Raw genomic sequence first — 17,527 nt, forward strand, 5'->3', positions numbered from 1 at the left:
ATTATGCAATTAGCACAAACATTGGAAACCTTGACTCCTTTTTGGAAAAAAGAAATTGAACAGGCATTAACTCTACCTCCACTGCCTTTGGATTACCAACCTAAAATAGTGGAAATTTTCGATGATTTAGGATTACTAGCTGGCAGTGTTTTAGGTGAACCTTACCAGTGTTATAGAACTGAAACAGATTTGACAAATTTTATAGCTTGGTATCTAGATGGACAGCTTGCTTTCTTTTATTTACGCGATGCGATCGTGATAGATAGACTGACTTTAATAGCCAAAGCAAGTAGTTTACTCAACGTAATCGAAGGAGAGTAAAATGCCAGATATTTTTACAGGTTCTCCAGGAGATGCCGTTAACTTAATCGAACAATGGCGGCAGTTTTTAGAAGAGTTGTGGAGAAGTGAAGCTGAAGAACCAACCCCGTCAGCTATAAGTTTACAAATTTACGATAATGACCGATTAGTTTATGGAATGGAAAGAGAAACTAATCAATTTTTTGATGAGGTAACTGGATTGGCAGGACAGGTTATCAATCCAGAGTTATTAGGGCAGCTTGAAAAACTAAGAGATACCCCTGTTGGTGGGTTAATACCAGAAGCAGCTAACAAACGAATTGAGTTGGATGGGAAGATTATTTTGAAATCCGATCGCCAAGGAAAGGTAATTATTAATGAAATTATCAAGACAAAATCTCAGGAAAAACTTCCTGAAGAATTTCCCCAAACAACTGTAGAACCAAATTCAGAATCCGTATGGTTGGAAAACCAACCTTTACCATCACCTCCAGAAGAGAAAGATTATTACTCTCCTATTGAACTTGGTAGTGATAGTTCGTTACCTACTCAAGAATTTGAAAAACTGTGGTCAAAAAGCGATCGTGAGGACGATTTACAAAATTCTTACGATCAAATCCCAGTAGAAACAGTAGAAGCATCCAATACAGTTTATTCTCCTAAAGCTGAATTAGTATCAGCAGTAAGAGAGGGCATCAAGAAGGGAAATTACCAAATAATTAACCAAGCTTATACCGGGGTTCCTTATCAGGAAAAACAACGAATTTTTAACTCGTTAACTCCAGAGGAACAGAAACAAACCAGATTGCTCAAACTCATCCATCAAGTAGAAGAACTTTCTGGCATAACTGATGGGTCTATTCATAATTTCGTGCGGTCAGCGATGCAGAAGCAATCTAAATCCCAACCAGATATAGAACCTGAAATTGAACAAGCTAGTGAAAAATTGCGGCCTATTTCTGGTTATGAAAAAGTTCAGCGCTCGCTTGCTGCGCTTCCTCAAACAACCTCCGTTCAAATGGCTGCTAACTATAGCACTGAAATGCTAACTTTATTGGAGACAATTGAGCAACAAAATCAGCAGATTAATTCGTTGCAAAATTCAGTTAGCCAAATGCAGCAGTTAATCACAGCACGAGTTGAACAACCTACTCAATTTTCCTGGTGGCAACAAGCTAAACAAACAGCTACTCACATCTGGGAGAATTTTAAACGCCGGGAAGAATACCACACTTATGCAAATGCTATTCGCAGTTTTTACAACCAAAAACTACCCCCTGATACTTCAACTATTTATATTGCTAATTATGTCATTCAAAGAGATGGAAAAAACTATACTCTTAGCGATCGAGATGGGCAAACAGTTCTCAAATTTAGTGCTAACGGTTTGGGAGTGCGCGTTGATTCTAATGTTCGACTTCAGCCTGAACAAGAACGAGATTTGATTGACTTGGTAATGGCACAAATTAAAGGCAGACAACCTAGTGGTGCGTTTGCCGCTGTCGGACAGCAGGAAGCAAATTATTATTTGCGAGTCCAAAAGCTTTCTACTGCTTTGGTAAATTATGCCAAATCTCAAAATCATGCAGTAGAAATTGATGGAAAACTTTCTTATAAATGGAAGGCTACCACGGAGGGAGTTGTAGAAATTCACTCTAAAGATGGGCGGGGTTTGTTGTTAGTTCAGTCTGGTGGCAAGATGGTTACGCAACTATCTGAACGCGATTTAGCTTACTTTGAGGCTATTTTACCCAAACTGCGAGCGCCAGGAGTATCCTTACAGCCGGAAAAAGAAAAATCGCGAGATCGGGAAATTGGTGATTAATTGGGGGAGGCTTTTCCATCAGTCGGACTATACATCTACTGACAACGAGCATCCCCTTTGGTAATCTCAAAGTTAGTTCTTTACCGCAATTGCTCATGGGTAGCCAATCTACAGCCAAAACTATCTTTCTCCTTGCCTCTATGGTGGGCTGGCTTATCGTTGGTGCATCTTTGATGTATCTTTTTCCAGCCATCGCAGATTGGCTAATCTCCTCCGAGCGCACCCATCTATGGATGGAAACCCTCAGTCGTAGCGGTTACAATCCTCTGCTGGCTTGGGTGGGAGGAGGTATCACTTTAGTTATTACCGTGTCGGGGTATATCATCTGGCATCTGAGGTTTGAAGGGAAGATTTAGAGCGACGATCGCATCTTGCTCTTGAGGCCGATCGACTTCTGAGTTCAAAGGAAGTGTGAGTTGCCTTTTCTGTATAGTGCGCTCCCACTCTTCCTCTATCTTTTGGTCATATTATTCCGCACCGAACTCAACATCATCTCTCACGATGCTGCGCTTCACTTTTCTAGCCAATCAGCCCCAAACTCACATTTCATATATTTAACGACCCATTGTTTAGGTTTATGATTTTTCCCAGCAATAATATTCAAATATTTACGATATTTCGCTTGTTCAGCCGCCGTTGGATTATCACCAAAAATTGCCCCTCTAGCCCAATCAAGAGGCGGGTAAGTGCTGCTTTCATATTCCTCTCGCCACCGTTGAGCCGCCCAAGCTGGAGAAAAACCTTTAGCAAATGCTTCGTTTAACTTTTGGCGATAAAAATAGAATGAATGGCGGTCTTCATCTCTAATCATCCGTTCTAAAGCTTGGATTGGGGTCAGTTTTTCTCTTGGTACAAAATCATAACCGCACTGGCGACAACGAGGTGTTGCAATCCAAGTTAATGCACCGCACCCTCCCCATTCCACCGGACAACTTTTCATCGGAATTTCGCCACATTCTGTTTCTATAGATTTGTTTAAACTTACCTCTCGGAAGTCTTCAATAAACCCAAATCTTTTCACTAATCCGGCTTGGTCTAACACTAAACAATCTGTTTTGTGAGGTGATATTCTTAAACCTCTACCTACTTGTTGAAAATACTTGGCTCGGCTTTTAGTCGGTCTGCATAAAAGTACCGCAGATATTTTTGGGTCGTCATAGCCTTCCGCTAAAGATTCACAAGAAGCCAAAACGCTGATTTCTCCTTGAGATAATTTTTCATAGTAAATATTTCGTTCTTTAGGTGACATCGACCCATCTACGTGAGCAGCATAAACTCCAGCATCTCGAAATGAAGATGCGATCGCGCGAGCATGAGCTATACTGACTGCAAACGCAATGGTTGCCCGACCCGCCGCCAAACGCTGCCATTCTTTTACGGCAGCTGCGATGGCTTCCGGTACATTGCATTTTAGTTCCAAATCTTGAATGACAAAATCTCCATTCTCTTCCCTTACTTCTGATAAATCCGGTTCACCATTACTGTAGTAAACTGGTCGAGTTAAAAATCCCCATTTAATTAACTGTTCTGGAAAAGGTGCTTTAACCAATCCCGTAAAAATATCTCCTAATTCTTCTTTCTTTGCTAGACGAAATGGTGTGGCAGTTAAACCAATATATATACAGTTATTGGCGGTTACATTGGTACAATCTTTGAGTTTAGGAAAGCGTTTCAGCATGACGCTTGTGAAGCTGGTTAAATGACATTCATCGCAGATAACTAAATCAGGTCTAAACCATTCATCTATTTCCCGATAAGCTAAAGTTTGTACTGAAGCTACTTGTATTCGATGCTGTCTTTCTTCTTTACGTCCTCCGGCTATTACTCCGCAGTTAATCCCAAACAAAACAAATTTTTCTAAAGTTTGCTGGATTAAAACATCCCGATGCACCACAAATAAAACTTGTTGACCGTTCAAAAAAGCGTTATAAATGATTTCTGCTGCCATAATTGTTTTCCCCGACCCCGTAGCAGCGACAATCAGGTGGCGTTGGTGTCCGGCTTGGATTTGAGCTTTTAAATCTAATATGACTTGTTTTTGGTAATCTCGCAGTTTTGGTAAATTTTGGGATTTTAAAGTTTTAGAATGCGTCTGGGTTTTCATTTAGATGATTTACCAATTTCACGCTCTTTACCTGTTCCGCGTTGCCAGAAAGTGTTAATAGAGATTAATGCCTAAACAATCTCCTTATCTAAAAATAGAAATTTCTCTGCTTGATTTGCTCTTGCTGTTGGCTGAAATCAACTTAAATTGAAATTCTTACCTCAGAAAAAGTACCGCTATGTCTAATGTAAGAAATTGCTCTAACATTCTCGCTCTCAAGACTAATAGAATATTTGGAAAGGACGCGACGCGAAACTGTCAAGCTTACTGGCTCCCTACTACACCTGAATCAGATGCTCGCAGCTAGCTAAATCTAGCTTGGATTTAACTCTGGGTATCTGCATCAGAAACGAGTGCTTCTATCTGTGCTAACAACTTTTCCAAACTTTTCTGCTTCTGCGGATCGTCCCAAACCTTAGATTTCTTTAATAAACGATAGCTACTATCCACTCGACTTTTTAAAGTGGGATTTTTTTGGACTTCAGCCACTTGAGGACGATTTAGAGCCGCTACCCTTTCCTTGATTTGAACCAACGACAAATCAAGCTCAACTGCTTCATCCAACAAACGGCAACGGGCATCTACATCTTTCACTCTGGCAATAACTTGGGCTTTAGTATAGGCAATCTTACCCCCTCGTAGTGCCGCTTTGATTTCTTCTGGCAGTTTCAGTAATGGCAACCGAGTCGTAATGAAAGATGACCAACTGACTAAACCCAAGGAATCAAATAAAGCTTGTATCGCTTCCCCTTCCGAGTTAGTCAAAACGTTTTGACTAACTAACCCACTATTTTCATTTCGCATCCGGTAAAGCCGATTTGTTACTTCTTCTACTTTCATCTCTAACTTAAAAGCCAGTAATTGCAAAATCCCTTCTGTCTCTTCAACCGGACTGAGGTCTTCCCGTTGTAAGTTTTCGATTAGCGAAAGTTGTAAAGCTTCAATATCAGTCAGTTGACGAATCGTAACCGGAACTTCACTTAACCCAGCAGCAAGGGCTGCTCGGTAACGTCTTTCTCCAGCTACCAGTTCGTACTGGTTAAGTTGTTCGGGTAGTGGACGCACCAATAATGGCTCCAATATGCCGTGAGCGCAAATTGATTGAGTCAGTTCCTCCAGTTTTTGCGGGTCAAAATAGCGTCGGGGCTGGCTTGCTGGTAAGGTAATCGCCGTTATCGGTAAAGACTGGGGGTTTTCGACTGAGGTAGAGACAACCGACTCTTCTCCAAACACAAATTCTTTCAAACTACGCCTATTTGCCGCCATTTAAAACCTCCAGGGATTCTTTAAACAAGGACTCGTAATCTTTGGCAGCTTCTTTGGCGGCTGCTCCCGACATTTGGAAGACTGTGCGCTCCTGTCCGGGAGCATCAGCAAGACACTGCCTCTGGTAGATGGTACTTAGCAGGGGAAAGTTGCTTTCTTTGAGCAGTTGTTTGGCTTCTTGTAATAATAGAGTTCCTTTGGTAGCGCGGCTCAAAAACATTGCCGCTTTCGGCATTCCGCCTCGCAGTTCTTGGGCGTGTCGAATAAACCGGAGAATTTTCGTGCTGCTATGAAGGTCAAGTCCAGAAGGTTGACAGGGAACCAATGCTAAATCACACCGAGCCAGTATAGCTTTGGTAACTTCGCTCAAGCTACCTGGGCCATCGACTACTACAGATGAATATTTTTGGGCTAGTTCGGGGAGAACTTCAAATAACTCTTCTGGGTCGCTCACTACTTGGTACGGCAAATTCAATCCTTTGATCCAAGTTGAGCTACTCTGTTGAGCATCGGAATCTACTAAGAGTACGTTTCCTCGTTTTTGCAGCCAGTAGGCCATGTGTACGGCTGAGGTCGATTTTCCCACTCCGCCTTTTTGATTTGTGAAAGATATGATCATGGATAATAAATATAGAAATGATAGAAATGACCTGACGGCACTTCCAATCTTACGGTGAATCAGCGATTTGTTGCTGTTTTCTAATCGCACGAGCAATTAAGGTGCTTTCTTTTCCAATCCTTCTAATCGCTTGAGGTGCATTTCTTTTATATTCCACTATTTCCTTAGAGTTCAACCGATAAAGCTTTTAGATTAGCAAGTGCGCGTTTAGCTCTGTCTAGCAAGTCGTCATACGTACAAATCTCGCCATGTCGAACGTTTATTGAAAGAAGTTCCATATATGCTGGCTCAAGTCGCCGACCTATCACTAACATTGAAGATCGATGTGTTGAAATGCCAGGATATTTTTGTTGGAGCAAGTGAGGATAATTACTGATGTAGTGTTCCCATTCGGCCAATTGCCACGCAGCCTGAGTAAACAGGCTGGTCTGATGTCCTTGTTTCGTTTCAATTTGCTTTCCTGGCTTTTCTAATTCAACCAATTTATACCGATGACCTGGGTACCGGATAATAAAGTCGGGCTCTACACGACTTTTTCCAGTTGGAGAAAGTTCATTCATTGGATAAGTAAATTGTGGTTCAGATTCAACAACTCCATAAACATCCAACAAGCAAGGATGAAGTTTGAGAAAATCGTGAAACAAAAGCTCATGGCCTTTTGGATTTTTGGTGAGAAGATTCTCAAACTCAATAATATTTTGTTCTAAAACCGTTAATCCATTATCAGAATAGTAATACATAACTTGGAAAAGCCTAGAAAACTCACCCTCTGCAAACTCTCTATCCTCAGGAAAACGCTTTGAAAACAAAGCTTTTCTAGAATCTTTAACTGAGCTAGTAACGTGCAAATAAATATATTTACATTCAACTTCATTTAATTTTGTATCTCCATTAGGAAACCAATCTTCCAAACATACTCCTGTAAATTTTGCTCCTGTAAAATCTGTTCTTATTGATTACGATTTACTCAAATTTGCTTTTTCAAGGATTGCTTTACTAAAATTAGTTCCAATTTGTCGAGTACCATATAAATGAGCAGATGTTAAGTCAGCTTCGCAAAAATCAGCGTAATTCAGACAAGCATTCTCGACAAAAGCTTCTATCAATCGAGCTTCTCTCAAATTAGCTTCAGTCAAATCAGATTCAGCAAGGTTTGCTTTGCTTAAATCAGCTTTACTAAAGTTTGTTTCTCCTAAACTTGCATCATACAGTTTAGCCTCTCTTAGGTCAGCTTCACTTAAATCAATCCCATCAAGACTAAATCCATGCAGATCCGCTCCTCGTAGATTAGGCTTGATCTTAGGATTTTCATACCGCCATCGATTCCAGGCTTTCACGCCTTGCTGCAATATTGACAAATGTTTTTCACTTGCCATCGCATTTCCCTTATTAGCTCTTTTTCTAATTTACATCTGGAGACATCCAGTTTGAGTATCTAATGAGATTCACAGATTGATTCAGGTTGGCTTTGTAGTATTGCGATCGCCTTTGGCGCTGCGCTTCGCGCGATCGCGCAGCGTGTCCATAGCACGTATCGCCATGCCAAGCCAATTCAGATAAGTCTGTTCCCGCTGCTTTACTAACTCCAGTACCAACCGCTGAATTTTCTGTTCGCGAGATGCTTCGGGATAATCCAAAGCCCGAAGATCGTCAGCCTCACACTCTGCTAGTTTTTTGCGCCTCGCTTCTAACTCTTGCTGGAGCAAATCAATAATCGCTTCATTTGGTAGTTGGGCGGCGAAGTAAAGTTGCACTAACAAAGGTTCTCGCAAAATCGGTAGAGGCTGATGGGTTCTCAACCACTGATTTAATGCTGACGATCCTGCTTCTGTAATCTGGTAGACCTTGCGATTCGGACGCTCGTGCTGAATTTCCACCCTACAGGTAATCCAACCCTGCGCCTCTAGTTTATCCAACGTGCGATAAATCTGTGCCTGATCTGCTTGCCATATATGAGCAATGCAATCGTCAAAGCACTCGGTTTTCAGGTCGTAGCCAGTTCGCTCCTGTTGCTGTATCAGACCAAGAATCACGTAAGCCAAAGACATATACGGTTTACCGAACTAATTAGGGTGACAAACCCTACTGAACATTCTTATATCCTACCATGCTATTATATGAGTAATCAGATATAAGACAAGTGAAATAAATAATCTGATTCCCAGGAGGCAATAGTATGACCGTTACCACTCAAACGCTGCGATCGGTTGCCGGAATCATTAATAGTGTGGAAACTTTAGAAGGGGCTGGATTTTTGGTACGTCGTCCCTTTCCTAAAAGCAGTTTCTCCGAGTTTGACCCTTTTCTTCTCCTCGATGAATTAGGCCCAGTTAACCTAAAACCAGGTCAGGCAAAAGGCGCACCAGACCATCCCCATCGCGGGTTTGAAACCGTTAGCTATGTATTGGATGGACGGTTAGAACACAAAGATTCTGTTGGACATACGGGAGTTTTAAATCCGGGTGATGTGCAGTGGATGACCGCAGGTGCAGGGGTAGTACATTCGGAAATGCCGGAAGCAGAATTTACTCGCACAGGTGGACGGTTACACGGGATTCAACTCTGGCTTAACCTGCCACAACGGGATAAGATGATTGCGCCTCGTTATCAAGAAATTAAGGCGGCTCAAATTCCTGTAGTTCATACAGAAGATGGGTCTGTAACGGTGCGAGTCATCGCTGGGGAAGCGTTAGGTGCAAAGGCGGTCATTGAAACCCGCACACCGATTATTTACCTACACTTCACGCTACAACCGGGTGCATCGATCGTCCAAAGAGTACCGAAAGAATACAACGCTTTTGTATATCTGCTCGATGGTACTGGTTTGTTTGGCACCGAACAGGAACGCGGTAATGATGGACAAATGGTGATTTTTGCTGCTGATGGGGATGAGGTTGTCATTGCTAACCCTGCTGATGCTCAACAACCGCTCGATTTCCTGCTAATTGGCGGACTACTGTTGAATGAACCTGTGGTGCGTTATGGGCCATTTGTAATGAATACCGAAGCCGAAATTATGCAGGCGATCGAAGATTACCAAAATGGAAAGATGGGACAAATTCATGCAAAATACACTTCAACATCGGATTAATCAGCATCAACTTTTGAGCGATTTACGAATTAAATTGCTGCGCTTGCACAAGTCATTGTTAAACACAGAACGTATTACTTACGAACAAGTACGGGGAAATGTTTCTACTGGCGAACTACTACAACTAGTGATTAATCATGAACAATTTGCCTGGTTACATCAACTTTCCCAATTAATTGTACAAATTGACGATCTGCTTCATGCTGATGAGCCTGTAACTTCAGAAGATCTTGCTACTCTCACTCATGAAGTTCGGACTTTGCTGACACCAGACGAATGGGGAAATGATTTTGCTTATAAGTATGACGCAGCTTTGCAACGTAACCCTGATGTAGTTTTAGCTCATGCTGATGTTGTCATGCTTTTAGCGTCAGACTAGAGGCCAGCCATAAATTAAAGTAGTTTGTCTAGATTACATTTAATCTAGGCGAACTGTTTCTTCAATTTGATTACACAGGAGATAGAAATATTAATAAAGGCCGATCGAACAACTCTGCAAAGGTAGCGATAGTAGAATATCATCAGAGAATTGCATTGTAAAATGCCACTTTGAGTCGAAAGTGAAATGCCTGTATCTTCAAAAGACAAACAGATTGTGGCAATGGGTGGAGGTGGTTTTTCGATGGAACCTGATAACCCCTTACTCGATCAATATATCCTGGGATTAGCCAACACAGAACGACCCAAGGTTTGTTTTCTGCCCACTGCCAGTGGAGATAGCGATCGCTACATCGTCAAATTTTATTCTGCATTCTTGAAATTCCCCTGCCAACCCAGTCATCTCTCATTGTTTAACCCACCTACCTTCGACTTGCAAGGATTTATCTTGTCACAAGACATTATTTATGTAGGGGGAGGGAACACCAAAAATTTGGTTGCACTTTGGCGTGATTGGGAGTTAGATCGATTTTTGAAAGAAGCTTGGGAACAGGGAACCATTCTTTGTGGGTTGAGTGCAGGCTCACTTTGCTGGTTTGAAGCAGGTGTAAGCGATTATCCGGGAAATAACGTTCTCAAGCCTCTTACCTGTTTGGGATTTCTCCAAGGTAGCCATTGCCCTCATTATGATGGAGAAGCCGATCGCAGACCTGCCTATCACCAAATGGTAGCAGAAGGTTTACTCGAAGATGGCTATGCTGCTGATGATGGCGTTGGTTTGCATTTCATTAACGGAACTTTAGCGAAGATCGTCAGTTCTCGACCAACCGCAAAAGCATATCGTGTAGAGCGACAAGATAATGGTGTTCAGGAAACACTTCTGGAACCTATTTATCTTGCTTTAATTTAATGATGAACAACATCATATTTTGAGTTTCTTCCCACTACCAAGTTGAGTCAAAGCGATCGCCCCTAGCAACAAACAAATGGCAACAATTCTCGAAGTATTGAGTGGATGGGGTGTAATGCCAAACCACCCAAATTGATCGATCGAAAGTGAGACAATCATCTGACTACAAACTACTGCTAGAGTTGTAGTTGTTAACCCTAGTTTGGGAACAATTAATGTCTGAAGCGTAACAAATATCGCTCCTAGCAATCCACCTAAAAATGCCCACCAAGGCACACTCGAAAGCTTGTCCAAATTGTCTGATTTAAACACTCCCAACACCATTAACAGCGTTAGCACACTAAATCCAACTATGAAATTGATCGTCGCCGCCGCTAACGGGGAGTGAAGTGTTTGCTTCAACTGTGCATTAGCCGCAGCACCGAGAGCTAAGAAACTTCCTGCTAAACCAGTCCCAAGTATTGCTAATAAAATATTCACGATCGTTTACCTCGGTTGTACCAGAAAGAACAGGGCAACAATTAACAGCCCAATCGCAAAACGACGATGACGAGTTAGGCGATATTGCGGCATTCCTAACCAGCCAAAATGATCGATGATGATACCTGCGATCGCTTGTCCGCCAATCACAAATCCTATTGTCAGGGTTGTTCCTAAAATAGAAGCAAAGTATGCACTTGAGGCAATATACCAAGCTCCTAATAAACCACCTACTAAGCTCCACCTTGGCGCTTTGATTAAGGCACTCCATTCGAGCTCGCCAAACTGCCCTGTCAATAACAGCATTACTAACACCAATGCGCCAACAAAATAGGAAATATTTGCCGCTAGAGGAACCGAATTGAGCCCTCTTGCCAGTTGAGCATTGAGGCTGGTTTGAATTGGTAAAACTGCTCCGCTCAACAACGCCAATAGTAAATACAGCCAAATTTGGCAGCGAAATACGATCGCTTGTATCCGACTCAAACTAATAGAATTCATCACTTCTCTGAATACCGTAAATGAACTTTTGCGTTTTATCTTGATATCAAGATAATCAATTTAAAGATAAATGTCAAGAATCTTGATGTCAAGATATAATCAACCTATGAAACACGATCGCATTGACGAAATCTTGGCTCAGTGGCAACAACAGTCACCTCAGTTAGACGTAAGCGGATTAGCTATCGTCGGGCGGGTGCTGCGAATCGCCCGTTTGTTGGAGAAGCATCGAGAAACTGTGCTGGCGGATTTTGGCCTCAATGTCTGGTCATTTGATGTCTTGGCAACGCTACGGCGACAGGGGCCTCCCTATCAACTCAAACCTACTGAACTCTATAGTTTGCTCATGCTTTCTTCTGGAGCGATGACCAACCGAATCGATCGCTTGGAACTTGACGGTGTGGTACAAAGGATTCGTGACCCGGACGATCGTCGCAGTGTCAGCGTTCAACTTACATCCAAAGGTATCGAGCTTACTGATTCTGTAATGCCTGTTTTGTTTGCCAAAGAAAACCAGTTTCTCGCTCAATTCACCAACACCGAAACTGAAACTTTGATCGAATTGCTCCGCAGGTTTCTCTTATCACTCAATGAGGTTGAAAAGTAAAGTTATCTGGGCCAGAAGATGAGAGCTTCAGCGCATTTGTTAGCCCGGTGTAGCTTTTGATTGTACGTTATTGCGCTCGAGAAACTGTCTACCACAGTCTTTGCACAAATAGCGTTGCTTACCGTAACGATGTCCATTTTTTGACAAGCGTTCGGAATGACAGTGCGGACATATCATTACTTTCATTACTTGTAATGATGATGATTCTGCTTGTAAATGCGATCGCAAGTAAGCTACCAGCAAGGCTTTAATCTCCTCATAGCGCCATTGACGTTTACTCTCCTCACCTCGTAAAGCGTTTAGTAGTAGAGCGTTGTAACACTGATGAACAGTTTCTGCAAGGCGTTCGCTTTTTTGAACCTCTAATTTTGGATTACATTGCCGGAGGAAACCTGCATATTGTTGGATTAACTCTTCATTGAATGTTTCATCGAATAGTTTAAATAGCTCTGGCGCTAAAAAATACTGAATATAAACTACACGCCCCATTGGATCTTCAAAATAAGCTGCATAAGTGTCTACCATTCGGTCAATAAACTCCGCGAATGGTGATTGCTGTTGGGTATATTGTAATAGTTGAGCATTAATCGCTCTTACCCGTTCCATGTGACGAGTTTCCAAGGCATGAAAAATCGCCAGCTTATCAGGAAAGAACTGATAAAGCGATCCGATCGCAGTTTGTGCCCTCGCCGCAATCAAATGCGTGGTAGCCGCTTCGTATCCCACTTCTGCAAATACTTCTGCTGCTGCGCGTAAAATCTTCTCTACCCTTTGTTGACTGCGCTTTTGTTGAGGCTGTCTTCGCATTACTATTTTTTCCATAAATCTACCTTGACAAACATGAATAATCTGTCGTATTCTTAAAATCAAATATGAAAGTTATGTCACAATTTTAGACTACAGCTTGACCAAGCTGAGTAACTGCTGAAGTGCAAGTTTCCTGTTGGGAAAGACTTTGCACCGCTCTAACCTATAAACCTTATCCTTTGGAGAAAGTATGGAAACCATTCTTCCGGGCGCACCTTGGTTGATTGCACATCGTTCTATGCTAGGCATCAACAAACCGCAGAAAATTTCTCTTAATGGACAAGATTATGTCCTCTGGCAAAATCAGCTTCGACAAGTATTTGCTTTGAATAATGTTTGTCCACACTTGCAAGCTCCTTTATCTGATGGTTGGATTTGCAAAGAACGAAATACCATTACTTGTCCGTTTCATGCTTTAGAGTTTGATGTTCAAGGGCGATTGTATCAATCGGGTAAAGTTGGCGCACATCCACTAACTACACCTTTAGAGTTGATTGTCAAAGGTGACTGCATTTGGACTTATGGTGGTATGAATCCCAAAATTCCTGTACCCGATTTAATTGAAAAGGTAAGTGATGGGATGACTTTTTTGGGTGTAGCTGGGGAAAAGAGTATTAAAGGAACTTTTTTGAATAATTTACTAATCAATTATGATTTCAATCATCAGAGTGGTACTCATCGGGACTTATTTGGCATCAAAGCTAATCGGATTCCCGTTTTTGAAGAACAAGGATACTGGGCTAAGGTGGTGCAGGAACTCGATCGTGAAGATCCTACTTTGAGTGATATTCTGGGTAATCCCGTTATCTTACTCGCACCGAAAACTTATACTGGGGTTTTAGAATATGCTTTTCCTGCATTGACTACTTTTAAAACTGCTTTTCCCTTGGGCGAGATTTTGCAAGTTCATATTCTGTATCCAGAAACCGAGACAACAACCAAAACTTTTGTACTGGTTTATGCTAAGTTCAAGCATCCGATATTTAAGCCACTGTTGCAACGATCGATGTTGAGTGCTGTAACAACTGTTGTTGAACAGGATACTAGAGCGATCGAAACTTCTTACCCTCGTCAGCGACCGTTGATTCGATTACCTAACGAAGAAATCATGTATCATGCTCAAAAACTTTATCAGGAATGGTAAACATTGCTATTGTGTATTCATTAGGTTTCTTCAGAGATTAAGAGTGCGTTACCAGCGAACTAATGTAGAGGCGTTGTATACAATGTCTCTACATTAAAATTAAATAAAACTGATTCATCTATCCTACATCTATTCGCGAAGATATCCCAACCAAGTTTCTAAATCTGCTAACTCAGAAAATTCCAATGAATCTTCCGCTAAATCCTCTAACTGTTGGGTTGACAAACCTTCAATTCGGTTAACGATTTTTCTAGGTAGTTCCCCACAAACATATCTCAATTGACGCAACACAATAAAAAGTGCTTCTTCCTTTTTACCTTCTTGGAAAATTCTTTGATAAACAACCGATTGCCGCATAATTACCCATCCTACATCTATTCGCGAGGATATCCCAACCAAGCTTCTAAATCTGCTAACTCAGAAAATTCAAATAAATCTTCCGCTAAATCCTCTAACTGTTGGGTGGATAAACCTTCAATTCTGTTCCCAATTATTTCAGGCAATTCCCCACAAACATATCTCAATTGACGCAACACAATAAAAAGTGCTTCTTCCTTTTTACCTTCTTGTTTTCCTTCTTGTTTACCTTCTTGTAAAATTCTTTGATAAACAACCGATTGACGCATAATATCCTCCCGAAAAAATTGACTGATTATATCATTATTCAACCGCAAACCAGCTAAAATACTTGTACAGGTAGCAATACCTTGTTGCTGTTCGCTATCTTCGATTCTATCAACCCTTTGAGCAACCTGTTCCAGTAAACTTTCCGGGTCATCACTCCTCGCCAATACAGCCAAAGGTAACAAACCAGGATTATCTAAAAATATAGCCGGGTCTTGTTCCCATAAACGAATTACCCCATAGCGGTGAGTTGTAGTCCTATCTTGATACTCTGTGGTAAAAACAATCTCGTTAGAACTCTGCTGCAAAAAGATAACGAACTGTTCTATATCCCGACGATATTTTCGTTTCAATCTCACCGAATAATCTAACATTCGGAAAGGAATAGGCGGTTGAGAATAAGCGTCAGTTTCAAATTCTAAATGTAAAATTCGGTTAGCTACTCGCAAAAAGCTAACTGAATCCGCACGAATTGGTTCTACATCCAGTTCGGTTTTTAATACTCTGATTCTAGTCGCTTCTATTCCTAAAAGCCAGCGAATAAAATCACCCGGAAACCTTTCTGCTAAATATTTACAAGCGTTATCGTAACTCATTTCATTTTTCTTTGTAGTTGTAAAGCATTTCTTGTATTGTATGAATGAACTCGTTGATCAATCAAGTTCTGCTTCACTTTGTTCTTTTTCCCTCTGCTTTTTAGCTTCTTTTAGTGTCTGGATGCGTCTTAAATCAACTTCTAAAAAGTGCCGAACATCAGTATCATTCAAGTTGGAGAGTACCACAGATTGCCAGTATCCATTTTGATTAACAGCCTTCATTTTGATCCTAGAACTTAGGTTATCCATCAGTACTAATTGGTCATCTTCCCAATAAGCAGTATGGTGTTGACCCACCAATTTTGTTTGATTGACTAGACAAGCTGCGATAATTGGAGCGATCGTCCTGACTAGTTTCTGTTGTGACAAACGTTCTGACAAACTTTTTAAAGTGTAAGCTTTTCCCAGCTGATAACCCGCAAACCATATCCCATCTTTTTCAAACTTGATTCCCCGTGAAGTAACCACACTAGTAACACCAACAGTGGATAGGATTTCACCAAGACTTGTCACTTCTTGGACTTTTGTAATCGCAGAATCGATCGCATTTTGAAGTTGCAATCGCACATTAGGAACACAATCTATCTGGTTGGAATCCACTTGCTGTTGTAACTGCCTGGTTCTTTGCGCTTGTGCTGTGGTTAATTCTCTGTGCTTTGAATCTCTGCTATCAATCACCTTAGTCAAATTGTATTCTTCTCGCAGTTCTTGCAGCACCATTTCGTACCGCTGCCAATCTTTCCAAGCTGACACCACTCGGCAGTCAGTCAAACGTACCCGATTAACAATTACATGATAATGAGGGCGTAATTTTCCCTCTGGCGTAATTGTATCATCGTGACGGGCTGCCACCCACTGACAATCCCCATACCCGCAACGTTTAACCATATTTTCAATTAAATCAAATGCCTGCTTGTCAGAAAGTCGATCGTCTGGGTGAGGAGAAAGTGACAAATGTAAAACCGGATAACGAACGCGATGATTCAAAGAACAGATCGCTTCAAATTCCTGCTGCATCCCCAAAATACTCTGCTGTCCCAGGTTGCTGCGAAGGAGTTGCGATCGTTCGCGGCTAAAAATATAGCGTAACAATCCCCTGAAGTCAGCACCTTTAGTAGCTTTACCAATCATGATAATTCTTCAGATGATTTCAAACCCAACAGTTGCGATTGAACTGAACGGACAACTTGTAGAGTATCTACGGTAGTTCGCCTTACCTCCTCAAAAGATGATAAGTTTTGTTCGCTAATTTTTGCAGCTTCGATCGTATCGATCGCATGAGATAAACTGAGTCCAACTTTAGCAAGTTGGTGATAAGTGAGTCGGTTAATTTCTGGAATAGGTGTTGAATAAGTTCTGCGTTCTACACAATGACGAATATAATCAGATAAAGTCATCGCAGCAGCCGCAGCTTTTTTCTCTATAAGGGATTTTTCCTTTGGGGTAAGACGAACAATAATATTCGTTGTGCGTTTATCATGCGGCATAACACAGATCGATGTTAATCCAGTAACCGTCTATTTTGTCCATCACACACACTTTAACCATCCCTCCTCAGTAGTGGGTCATGTATTAACATCGACTTAGCTTGCTGCTACCTTTGAAATAAGCTAAACCTTACTCCGGTAACAATTTCTCTCACTGACCAATCATAGCTTTTGACAGAGGTTTCTAGTACATTTAGCACGGCATAAATGGAGGAAATCAGGAGATACAACAGTCCTAATTTTAGATATTTGGTCAAACAGTAACTACATTTATACCGGACAAAATGTACTGAAATTAAGCTGAAATCTCCTCATTGACCGCCTAAATTGTACAAGTAATTATGCCTAAAAAATCTGACTTGGTAATCTACGATGTGAAGTTACGATTCGCTGCTACAACCAGAGAAGGGTTAGCCCTTTCTTACTTGAAGAATCATCCTTCGTCCAAATCAGCCAGAGATCTCTTTGTGCAAATGATGATGGCTTATTGGTTGCCATTTAGTTTAGCAGCAGAAGGTGTAGAAGCTGAAGCATTAAAAATGGCTGGCTTTGAAGCAATTGGCGAACTCGAAAAGCAAATAAATTTAATCAGACGAGTAGTTCTAGAACAAGAAACAGTAATCGCCGCGCACATTGAAATACCTCAAAAAGCCACCCACTCAAAAAATGAAGTAACTAAATTATCTCAGGATACAGTAGCCTTGGATAATTCGGTTTCTCACTCTAACTTAAACGGTAATTCGTTCATTCCCAAAAAAGCTGCCGACTTGTTTTAATACCACTCTTTT

22 protein-coding genes are annotated in these 17,527 nt (G+C 41.3%); 9 read left to right on the forward strand and 13 right to left on the reverse strand.

Annotation, left to right across the window (positions count from 1 at the left end; translation table 11 throughout):
- The first annotated feature begins 3 nt into the window (after window positions 1-3).
- The 3 genes from IQ264_RS07665 to IQ264_RS07675 all read left to right on the forward strand — a co-directional run bounded on the left by IQ264_RS07665 (window position 4) and on the right by IQ264_RS07675 (window position 2,481).
- Complete coding sequence (locus IQ264_RS07665) at window positions 4-321, forward strand: hypothetical protein (RefSeq protein ID WP_193980167.1); 318 nt, start codon at window positions 4-6, stop codon at window positions 319-321.
- Window position 322: 1 nt separating this feature from the next.
- The gene (locus IQ264_RS07670) at window positions 323-2,125 is read left to right on the forward strand and encodes a hypothetical protein (protein WP_193980168.1); all 1,803 of its coding nucleotides are present in this window, start codon (window positions 323-325) and stop codon (window positions 2,123-2,125) included.
- A 173-nt stretch (window positions 2,126-2,298) separates the two neighbouring features.
- The gene (locus IQ264_RS07675; protein WP_228061357.1) at window positions 2,299-2,481 is read left to right on the forward strand and encodes a hypothetical protein; all 183 of its coding nucleotides are present in this window, start codon (window positions 2,299-2,301) and stop codon (window positions 2,479-2,481) included.
- Between the two features lie 155 nt (window positions 2,482-2,636).
- Here IQ264_RS07675 and IQ264_RS07680 read toward each other — a convergent pair whose 3' ends face one another.
- The 6 genes from IQ264_RS07680 to IQ264_RS07705 form a co-directional block, all read right to left on the reverse strand.
- A complete protein-coding gene (locus IQ264_RS07680; RefSeq protein WP_193980170.1) occupies window positions 2,637-4,229 on the reverse strand; it encodes a DEAD/DEAH box helicase in 1,593 nt (530 codons plus the stop codon).
- 324 nt (window positions 4,230-4,553) lie between these two features.
- Window positions 4,554-5,495 (reverse strand): ParB/RepB/Spo0J family partition protein, encoded by a 942-nt coding sequence (locus IQ264_RS07685; protein WP_193980171.1) that lies wholly within the window; start codon window positions 5,493-5,495, stop codon window positions 4,554-4,556.
- A complete protein-coding gene (locus IQ264_RS07690) occupies window positions 5,482-6,114 on the reverse strand; it encodes an AAA family ATPase (RefSeq protein WP_073595215.1) in 633 nt (210 codons plus the stop codon). The genes IQ264_RS07685 and IQ264_RS07690 overlap by 14 nt, the downstream gene beginning before the upstream one ends.
- 164 nt (window positions 6,115-6,278) lie before the next feature.
- Window positions 6,279-7,025, reverse strand: a complete 747-nt coding sequence (locus IQ264_RS07695) for a Shedu anti-phage system protein SduA domain-containing protein (RefSeq protein WP_193980172.1) — start codon at window positions 7,023-7,025, stop codon at window positions 6,279-6,281.
- Window positions 7,026-7,070: 45 nt separating this feature from the next.
- Window positions 7,071-7,490 (reverse strand): pentapeptide repeat-containing protein, encoded by a 420-nt coding sequence (locus IQ264_RS07700; RefSeq protein WP_193980173.1) that lies wholly within the window; start codon window positions 7,488-7,490, stop codon window positions 7,071-7,073.
- 81 nt (window positions 7,491-7,571) lie between these two features.
- Window positions 7,572-8,162 carry a PadR family transcriptional regulator gene (locus IQ264_RS07705; protein ID WP_193980174.1) on the reverse strand — a complete coding sequence of 197 codons (591 nt, stop codon included), beginning with the start codon at window positions 8,160-8,162 and terminating at the stop codon, window positions 7,572-7,574.
- A 128-nt stretch (window positions 8,163-8,290) separates the two neighbouring features.
- On the opposite strand from IQ264_RS07705, the gene IQ264_RS07710 reads away from it, so the two are divergent.
- The 3 genes from IQ264_RS07710 to IQ264_RS07720 all read left to right on the forward strand — a co-directional run bounded on the left by IQ264_RS07710 (window position 8,291) and on the right by IQ264_RS07720 (window position 10,493).
- Window positions 8,291-9,205, forward strand: coding sequence for a pirin family protein (locus IQ264_RS07710; RefSeq protein WP_193980175.1), 915 nt, complete (start codon window positions 8,291-8,293; stop codon window positions 9,203-9,205).
- Complete coding sequence (locus IQ264_RS07715) at window positions 9,177-9,584, forward strand: hypothetical protein (RefSeq protein ID WP_193980176.1); 408 nt, start codon at window positions 9,177-9,179, stop codon at window positions 9,582-9,584. Before IQ264_RS07710 ends, IQ264_RS07715 begins: the two co-directional genes overlap by 29 nt.
- Window positions 9,585-9,770: 186 nt before the next feature.
- The gene (locus IQ264_RS07720) at window positions 9,771-10,493 is read left to right on the forward strand and encodes a peptidase E (RefSeq protein ID WP_193980177.1); all 723 of its coding nucleotides are present in this window, start codon (window positions 9,771-9,773) and stop codon (window positions 10,491-10,493) included.
- A gap of 12 nt (window positions 10,494-10,505) precedes the next feature.
- Here IQ264_RS07720 and IQ264_RS07725 read toward each other — a convergent pair whose 3' ends face one another.
- Entirely contained in the window at window positions 10,506-10,973 is a 468-nt protein-coding gene (locus IQ264_RS07725) for a DMT family transporter (protein WP_193980178.1), read from the reverse strand.
- Window positions 10,974-10,979: 6 nt separating this feature from the next.
- On the reverse strand, window positions 10,980-11,474 hold the full coding sequence (locus tag IQ264_RS07730) for a DMT family transporter (RefSeq protein ID WP_193980179.1): 495 nt from the start codon (window positions 11,472-11,474) through the stop codon (window positions 10,980-10,982).
- Window positions 11,475-11,544: 70 nt separating this feature from the next.
- On the opposite strand from IQ264_RS07730, the gene IQ264_RS07735 reads away from it, so the two are divergent.
- Window positions 11,545-12,081 carry a MarR family winged helix-turn-helix transcriptional regulator gene (locus tag IQ264_RS07735; protein WP_228061358.1) on the forward strand — a complete coding sequence of 179 codons (537 nt, stop codon included), beginning with the start codon at window positions 11,545-11,547 and terminating at the stop codon, window positions 12,079-12,081.
- A 39-nt stretch (window positions 12,082-12,120) separates the two neighbouring features.
- On the opposite strand, the gene IQ264_RS07740 is transcribed toward IQ264_RS07735, so the two are convergent.
- The gene (locus tag IQ264_RS07740) at window positions 12,121-12,903 is read right to left on the reverse strand and encodes a transposase-like zinc-binding domain-containing protein (protein WP_413470337.1); all 783 of its coding nucleotides are present in this window, start codon (window positions 12,901-12,903) and stop codon (window positions 12,121-12,123) included.
- 175 nt (window positions 12,904-13,078) lie between these two features.
- On the opposite strand from IQ264_RS07740, the gene IQ264_RS07745 reads away from it, so the two are divergent.
- Entirely contained in the window at window positions 13,079-14,032 is a 954-nt protein-coding gene (locus IQ264_RS07745) for a Rieske 2Fe-2S domain-containing protein (RefSeq protein WP_193980180.1), read from the forward strand.
- Between the two features lie 129 nt (window positions 14,033-14,161).
- Here the strand turns inward: IQ264_RS07745 and IQ264_RS07750 are convergent, their stop codons facing one another.
- Genes IQ264_RS07750 through IQ264_RS07765 form a run of 4 tightly spaced genes read right to left on the reverse strand, consistent with a single transcriptional unit; the run spans window position 14,162 to window position 16,739 of the window.
- Window positions 14,162-14,389 carry a DUF4351 domain-containing protein gene (locus IQ264_RS07750; protein WP_193980181.1) on the reverse strand — a complete coding sequence of 76 codons (228 nt, stop codon included), beginning with the start codon at window positions 14,387-14,389 and terminating at the stop codon, window positions 14,162-14,164.
- Between the two features lie 17 nt (window positions 14,390-14,406).
- Complete coding sequence (locus IQ264_RS07755) at window positions 14,407-15,252, reverse strand: DUF4351 domain-containing protein (RefSeq protein WP_193980182.1); 846 nt, start codon at window positions 15,250-15,252, stop codon at window positions 14,407-14,409.
- Window positions 15,253-15,309: 57 nt separating this feature from the next.
- The gene (locus tag IQ264_RS07760; protein WP_193980183.1) at window positions 15,310-16,383 is read right to left on the reverse strand and encodes a relaxase/mobilization nuclease domain-containing protein; all 1,074 of its coding nucleotides are present in this window, start codon (window positions 16,381-16,383) and stop codon (window positions 15,310-15,312) included.
- Window positions 16,380-16,739 carry a plasmid mobilization protein gene (locus IQ264_RS07765; RefSeq protein ID WP_193980184.1) on the reverse strand — a complete coding sequence of 120 codons (360 nt, stop codon included), beginning with the start codon at window positions 16,737-16,739 and terminating at the stop codon, window positions 16,380-16,382. Before IQ264_RS07765 ends, IQ264_RS07760 begins: the two co-directional genes overlap by 4 nt.
- 341 nt (window positions 16,740-17,080) lie before the next feature.
- Here IQ264_RS07765 and IQ264_RS07770 point away from each other — a divergent pair, with 341 nt between their 5' ends.
- Window positions 17,081-17,515, forward strand: a complete 435-nt coding sequence (locus tag IQ264_RS07770; RefSeq protein WP_193980185.1) for a hypothetical protein — start codon at window positions 17,081-17,083, stop codon at window positions 17,513-17,515.
- The last annotated feature ends 12 nt before the right edge of the window (window positions 17,516-17,527 follow it).

The organism is [Phormidium] sp. LEGE 05292, from assembly GCF_015207735.1.
Taxonomy (GTDB): Bacteria; Cyanobacteriota; Cyanobacteriia; order Cyanobacteriales; family Aerosakkonemataceae; genus Floridanema.

What these genes read in the sequence shown, in the direction of transcription:
- IQ264_RS07665 (WP_193980167.1), top strand. Translation starts at nt 4, where the DNA reads ATGCAATTAGCACAAACATTGGAAACCTTGACTCCTTTTTGGAAAAAA.
- IQ264_RS07670 (WP_193980168.1), top strand. Translation starts at nt 323, where the DNA reads ATGCCAGATATTTTTACAGGTTCTCCAGGAGATGCCGTTAACTTAATC.
- IQ264_RS07675 (WP_228061357.1), top strand. Translation starts at nt 2,299, where the DNA reads ATGTATCTTTTTCCAGCCATCGCAGATTGGCTAATCTCCTCCGAGCGC.
- IQ264_RS07680 (WP_193980170.1), bottom strand. Translation starts at nt 4,229, where the DNA reads ATGAAAACCCAGACGCATTCTAAAACTTTAAAATCCCAAAATTTACCA.
- IQ264_RS07685 (WP_193980171.1), bottom strand. Translation starts at nt 5,495, where the DNA reads ATGGCGGCAAATAGGCGTAGTTTGAAAGAATTTGTGTTTGGAGAAGAG.
- IQ264_RS07690 (WP_073595215.1), bottom strand. Translation starts at nt 6,114, where the DNA reads ATGATCATATCTTTCACAAATCAAAAAGGCGGAGTGGGAAAATCGACC.
- IQ264_RS07700 (WP_193980173.1), bottom strand. Translation starts at nt 7,490, where the DNA reads ATGGCAAGTGAAAAACATTTGTCAATATTGCAGCAAGGCGTGAAAGCC.
- IQ264_RS07705 (WP_193980174.1), bottom strand. Translation starts at nt 8,162, where the DNA reads ATGTCTTTGGCTTACGTGATTCTTGGTCTGATACAGCAACAGGAGCGA.
- IQ264_RS07710 (WP_193980175.1), top strand. Translation starts at nt 8,291, where the DNA reads ATGACCGTTACCACTCAAACGCTGCGATCGGTTGCCGGAATCATTAAT.
- IQ264_RS07715 (WP_193980176.1), top strand. Translation starts at nt 9,177, where the DNA reads ATGCAAAATACACTTCAACATCGGATTAATCAGCATCAACTTTTGAGC.
- IQ264_RS07720 (WP_193980177.1), top strand. Translation starts at nt 9,771, where the DNA reads ATGCCTGTATCTTCAAAAGACAAACAGATTGTGGCAATGGGTGGAGGT.
- IQ264_RS07730 (WP_193980179.1), bottom strand. Translation starts at nt 11,474, where the DNA reads ATGAATTCTATTAGTTTGAGTCGGATACAAGCGATCGTATTTCGCTGC.
- IQ264_RS07735 (WP_228061358.1), top strand. Translation starts at nt 11,545, where the DNA reads ATGTCAAGAATCTTGATGTCAAGATATAATCAACCTATGAAACACGAT.
- IQ264_RS07740 (WP_413470337.1), bottom strand. Translation starts at nt 12,903, where the DNA reads ATGGAAAAAATAGTAATGCGAAGACAGCCTCAACAAAAGCGCAGTCAA.
- IQ264_RS07745 (WP_193980180.1), top strand. Translation starts at nt 13,079, where the DNA reads ATGGAAACCATTCTTCCGGGCGCACCTTGGTTGATTGCACATCGTTCT.
- IQ264_RS07750 (WP_193980181.1), bottom strand. Translation starts at nt 14,389, where the DNA reads ATGCGGCAATCGGTTGTTTATCAAAGAATTTTCCAAGAAGGTAAAAAG.
- IQ264_RS07755 (WP_193980182.1), bottom strand. Translation starts at nt 15,252, where the DNA reads ATGAGTTACGATAACGCTTGTAAATATTTAGCAGAAAGGTTTCCGGGT.
- IQ264_RS07760 (WP_193980183.1), bottom strand. Translation starts at nt 16,383, where the DNA reads ATGATTGGTAAAGCTACTAAAGGTGCTGACTTCAGGGGATTGTTACGC.
- IQ264_RS07765 (WP_193980184.1), bottom strand. Translation starts at nt 16,739, where the DNA reads ATGCCGCATGATAAACGCACAACGAATATTATTGTTCGTCTTACCCCA.
- IQ264_RS07770 (WP_193980185.1), top strand. Translation starts at nt 17,081, where the DNA reads ATGCCTAAAAAATCTGACTTGGTAATCTACGATGTGAAGTTACGATTC.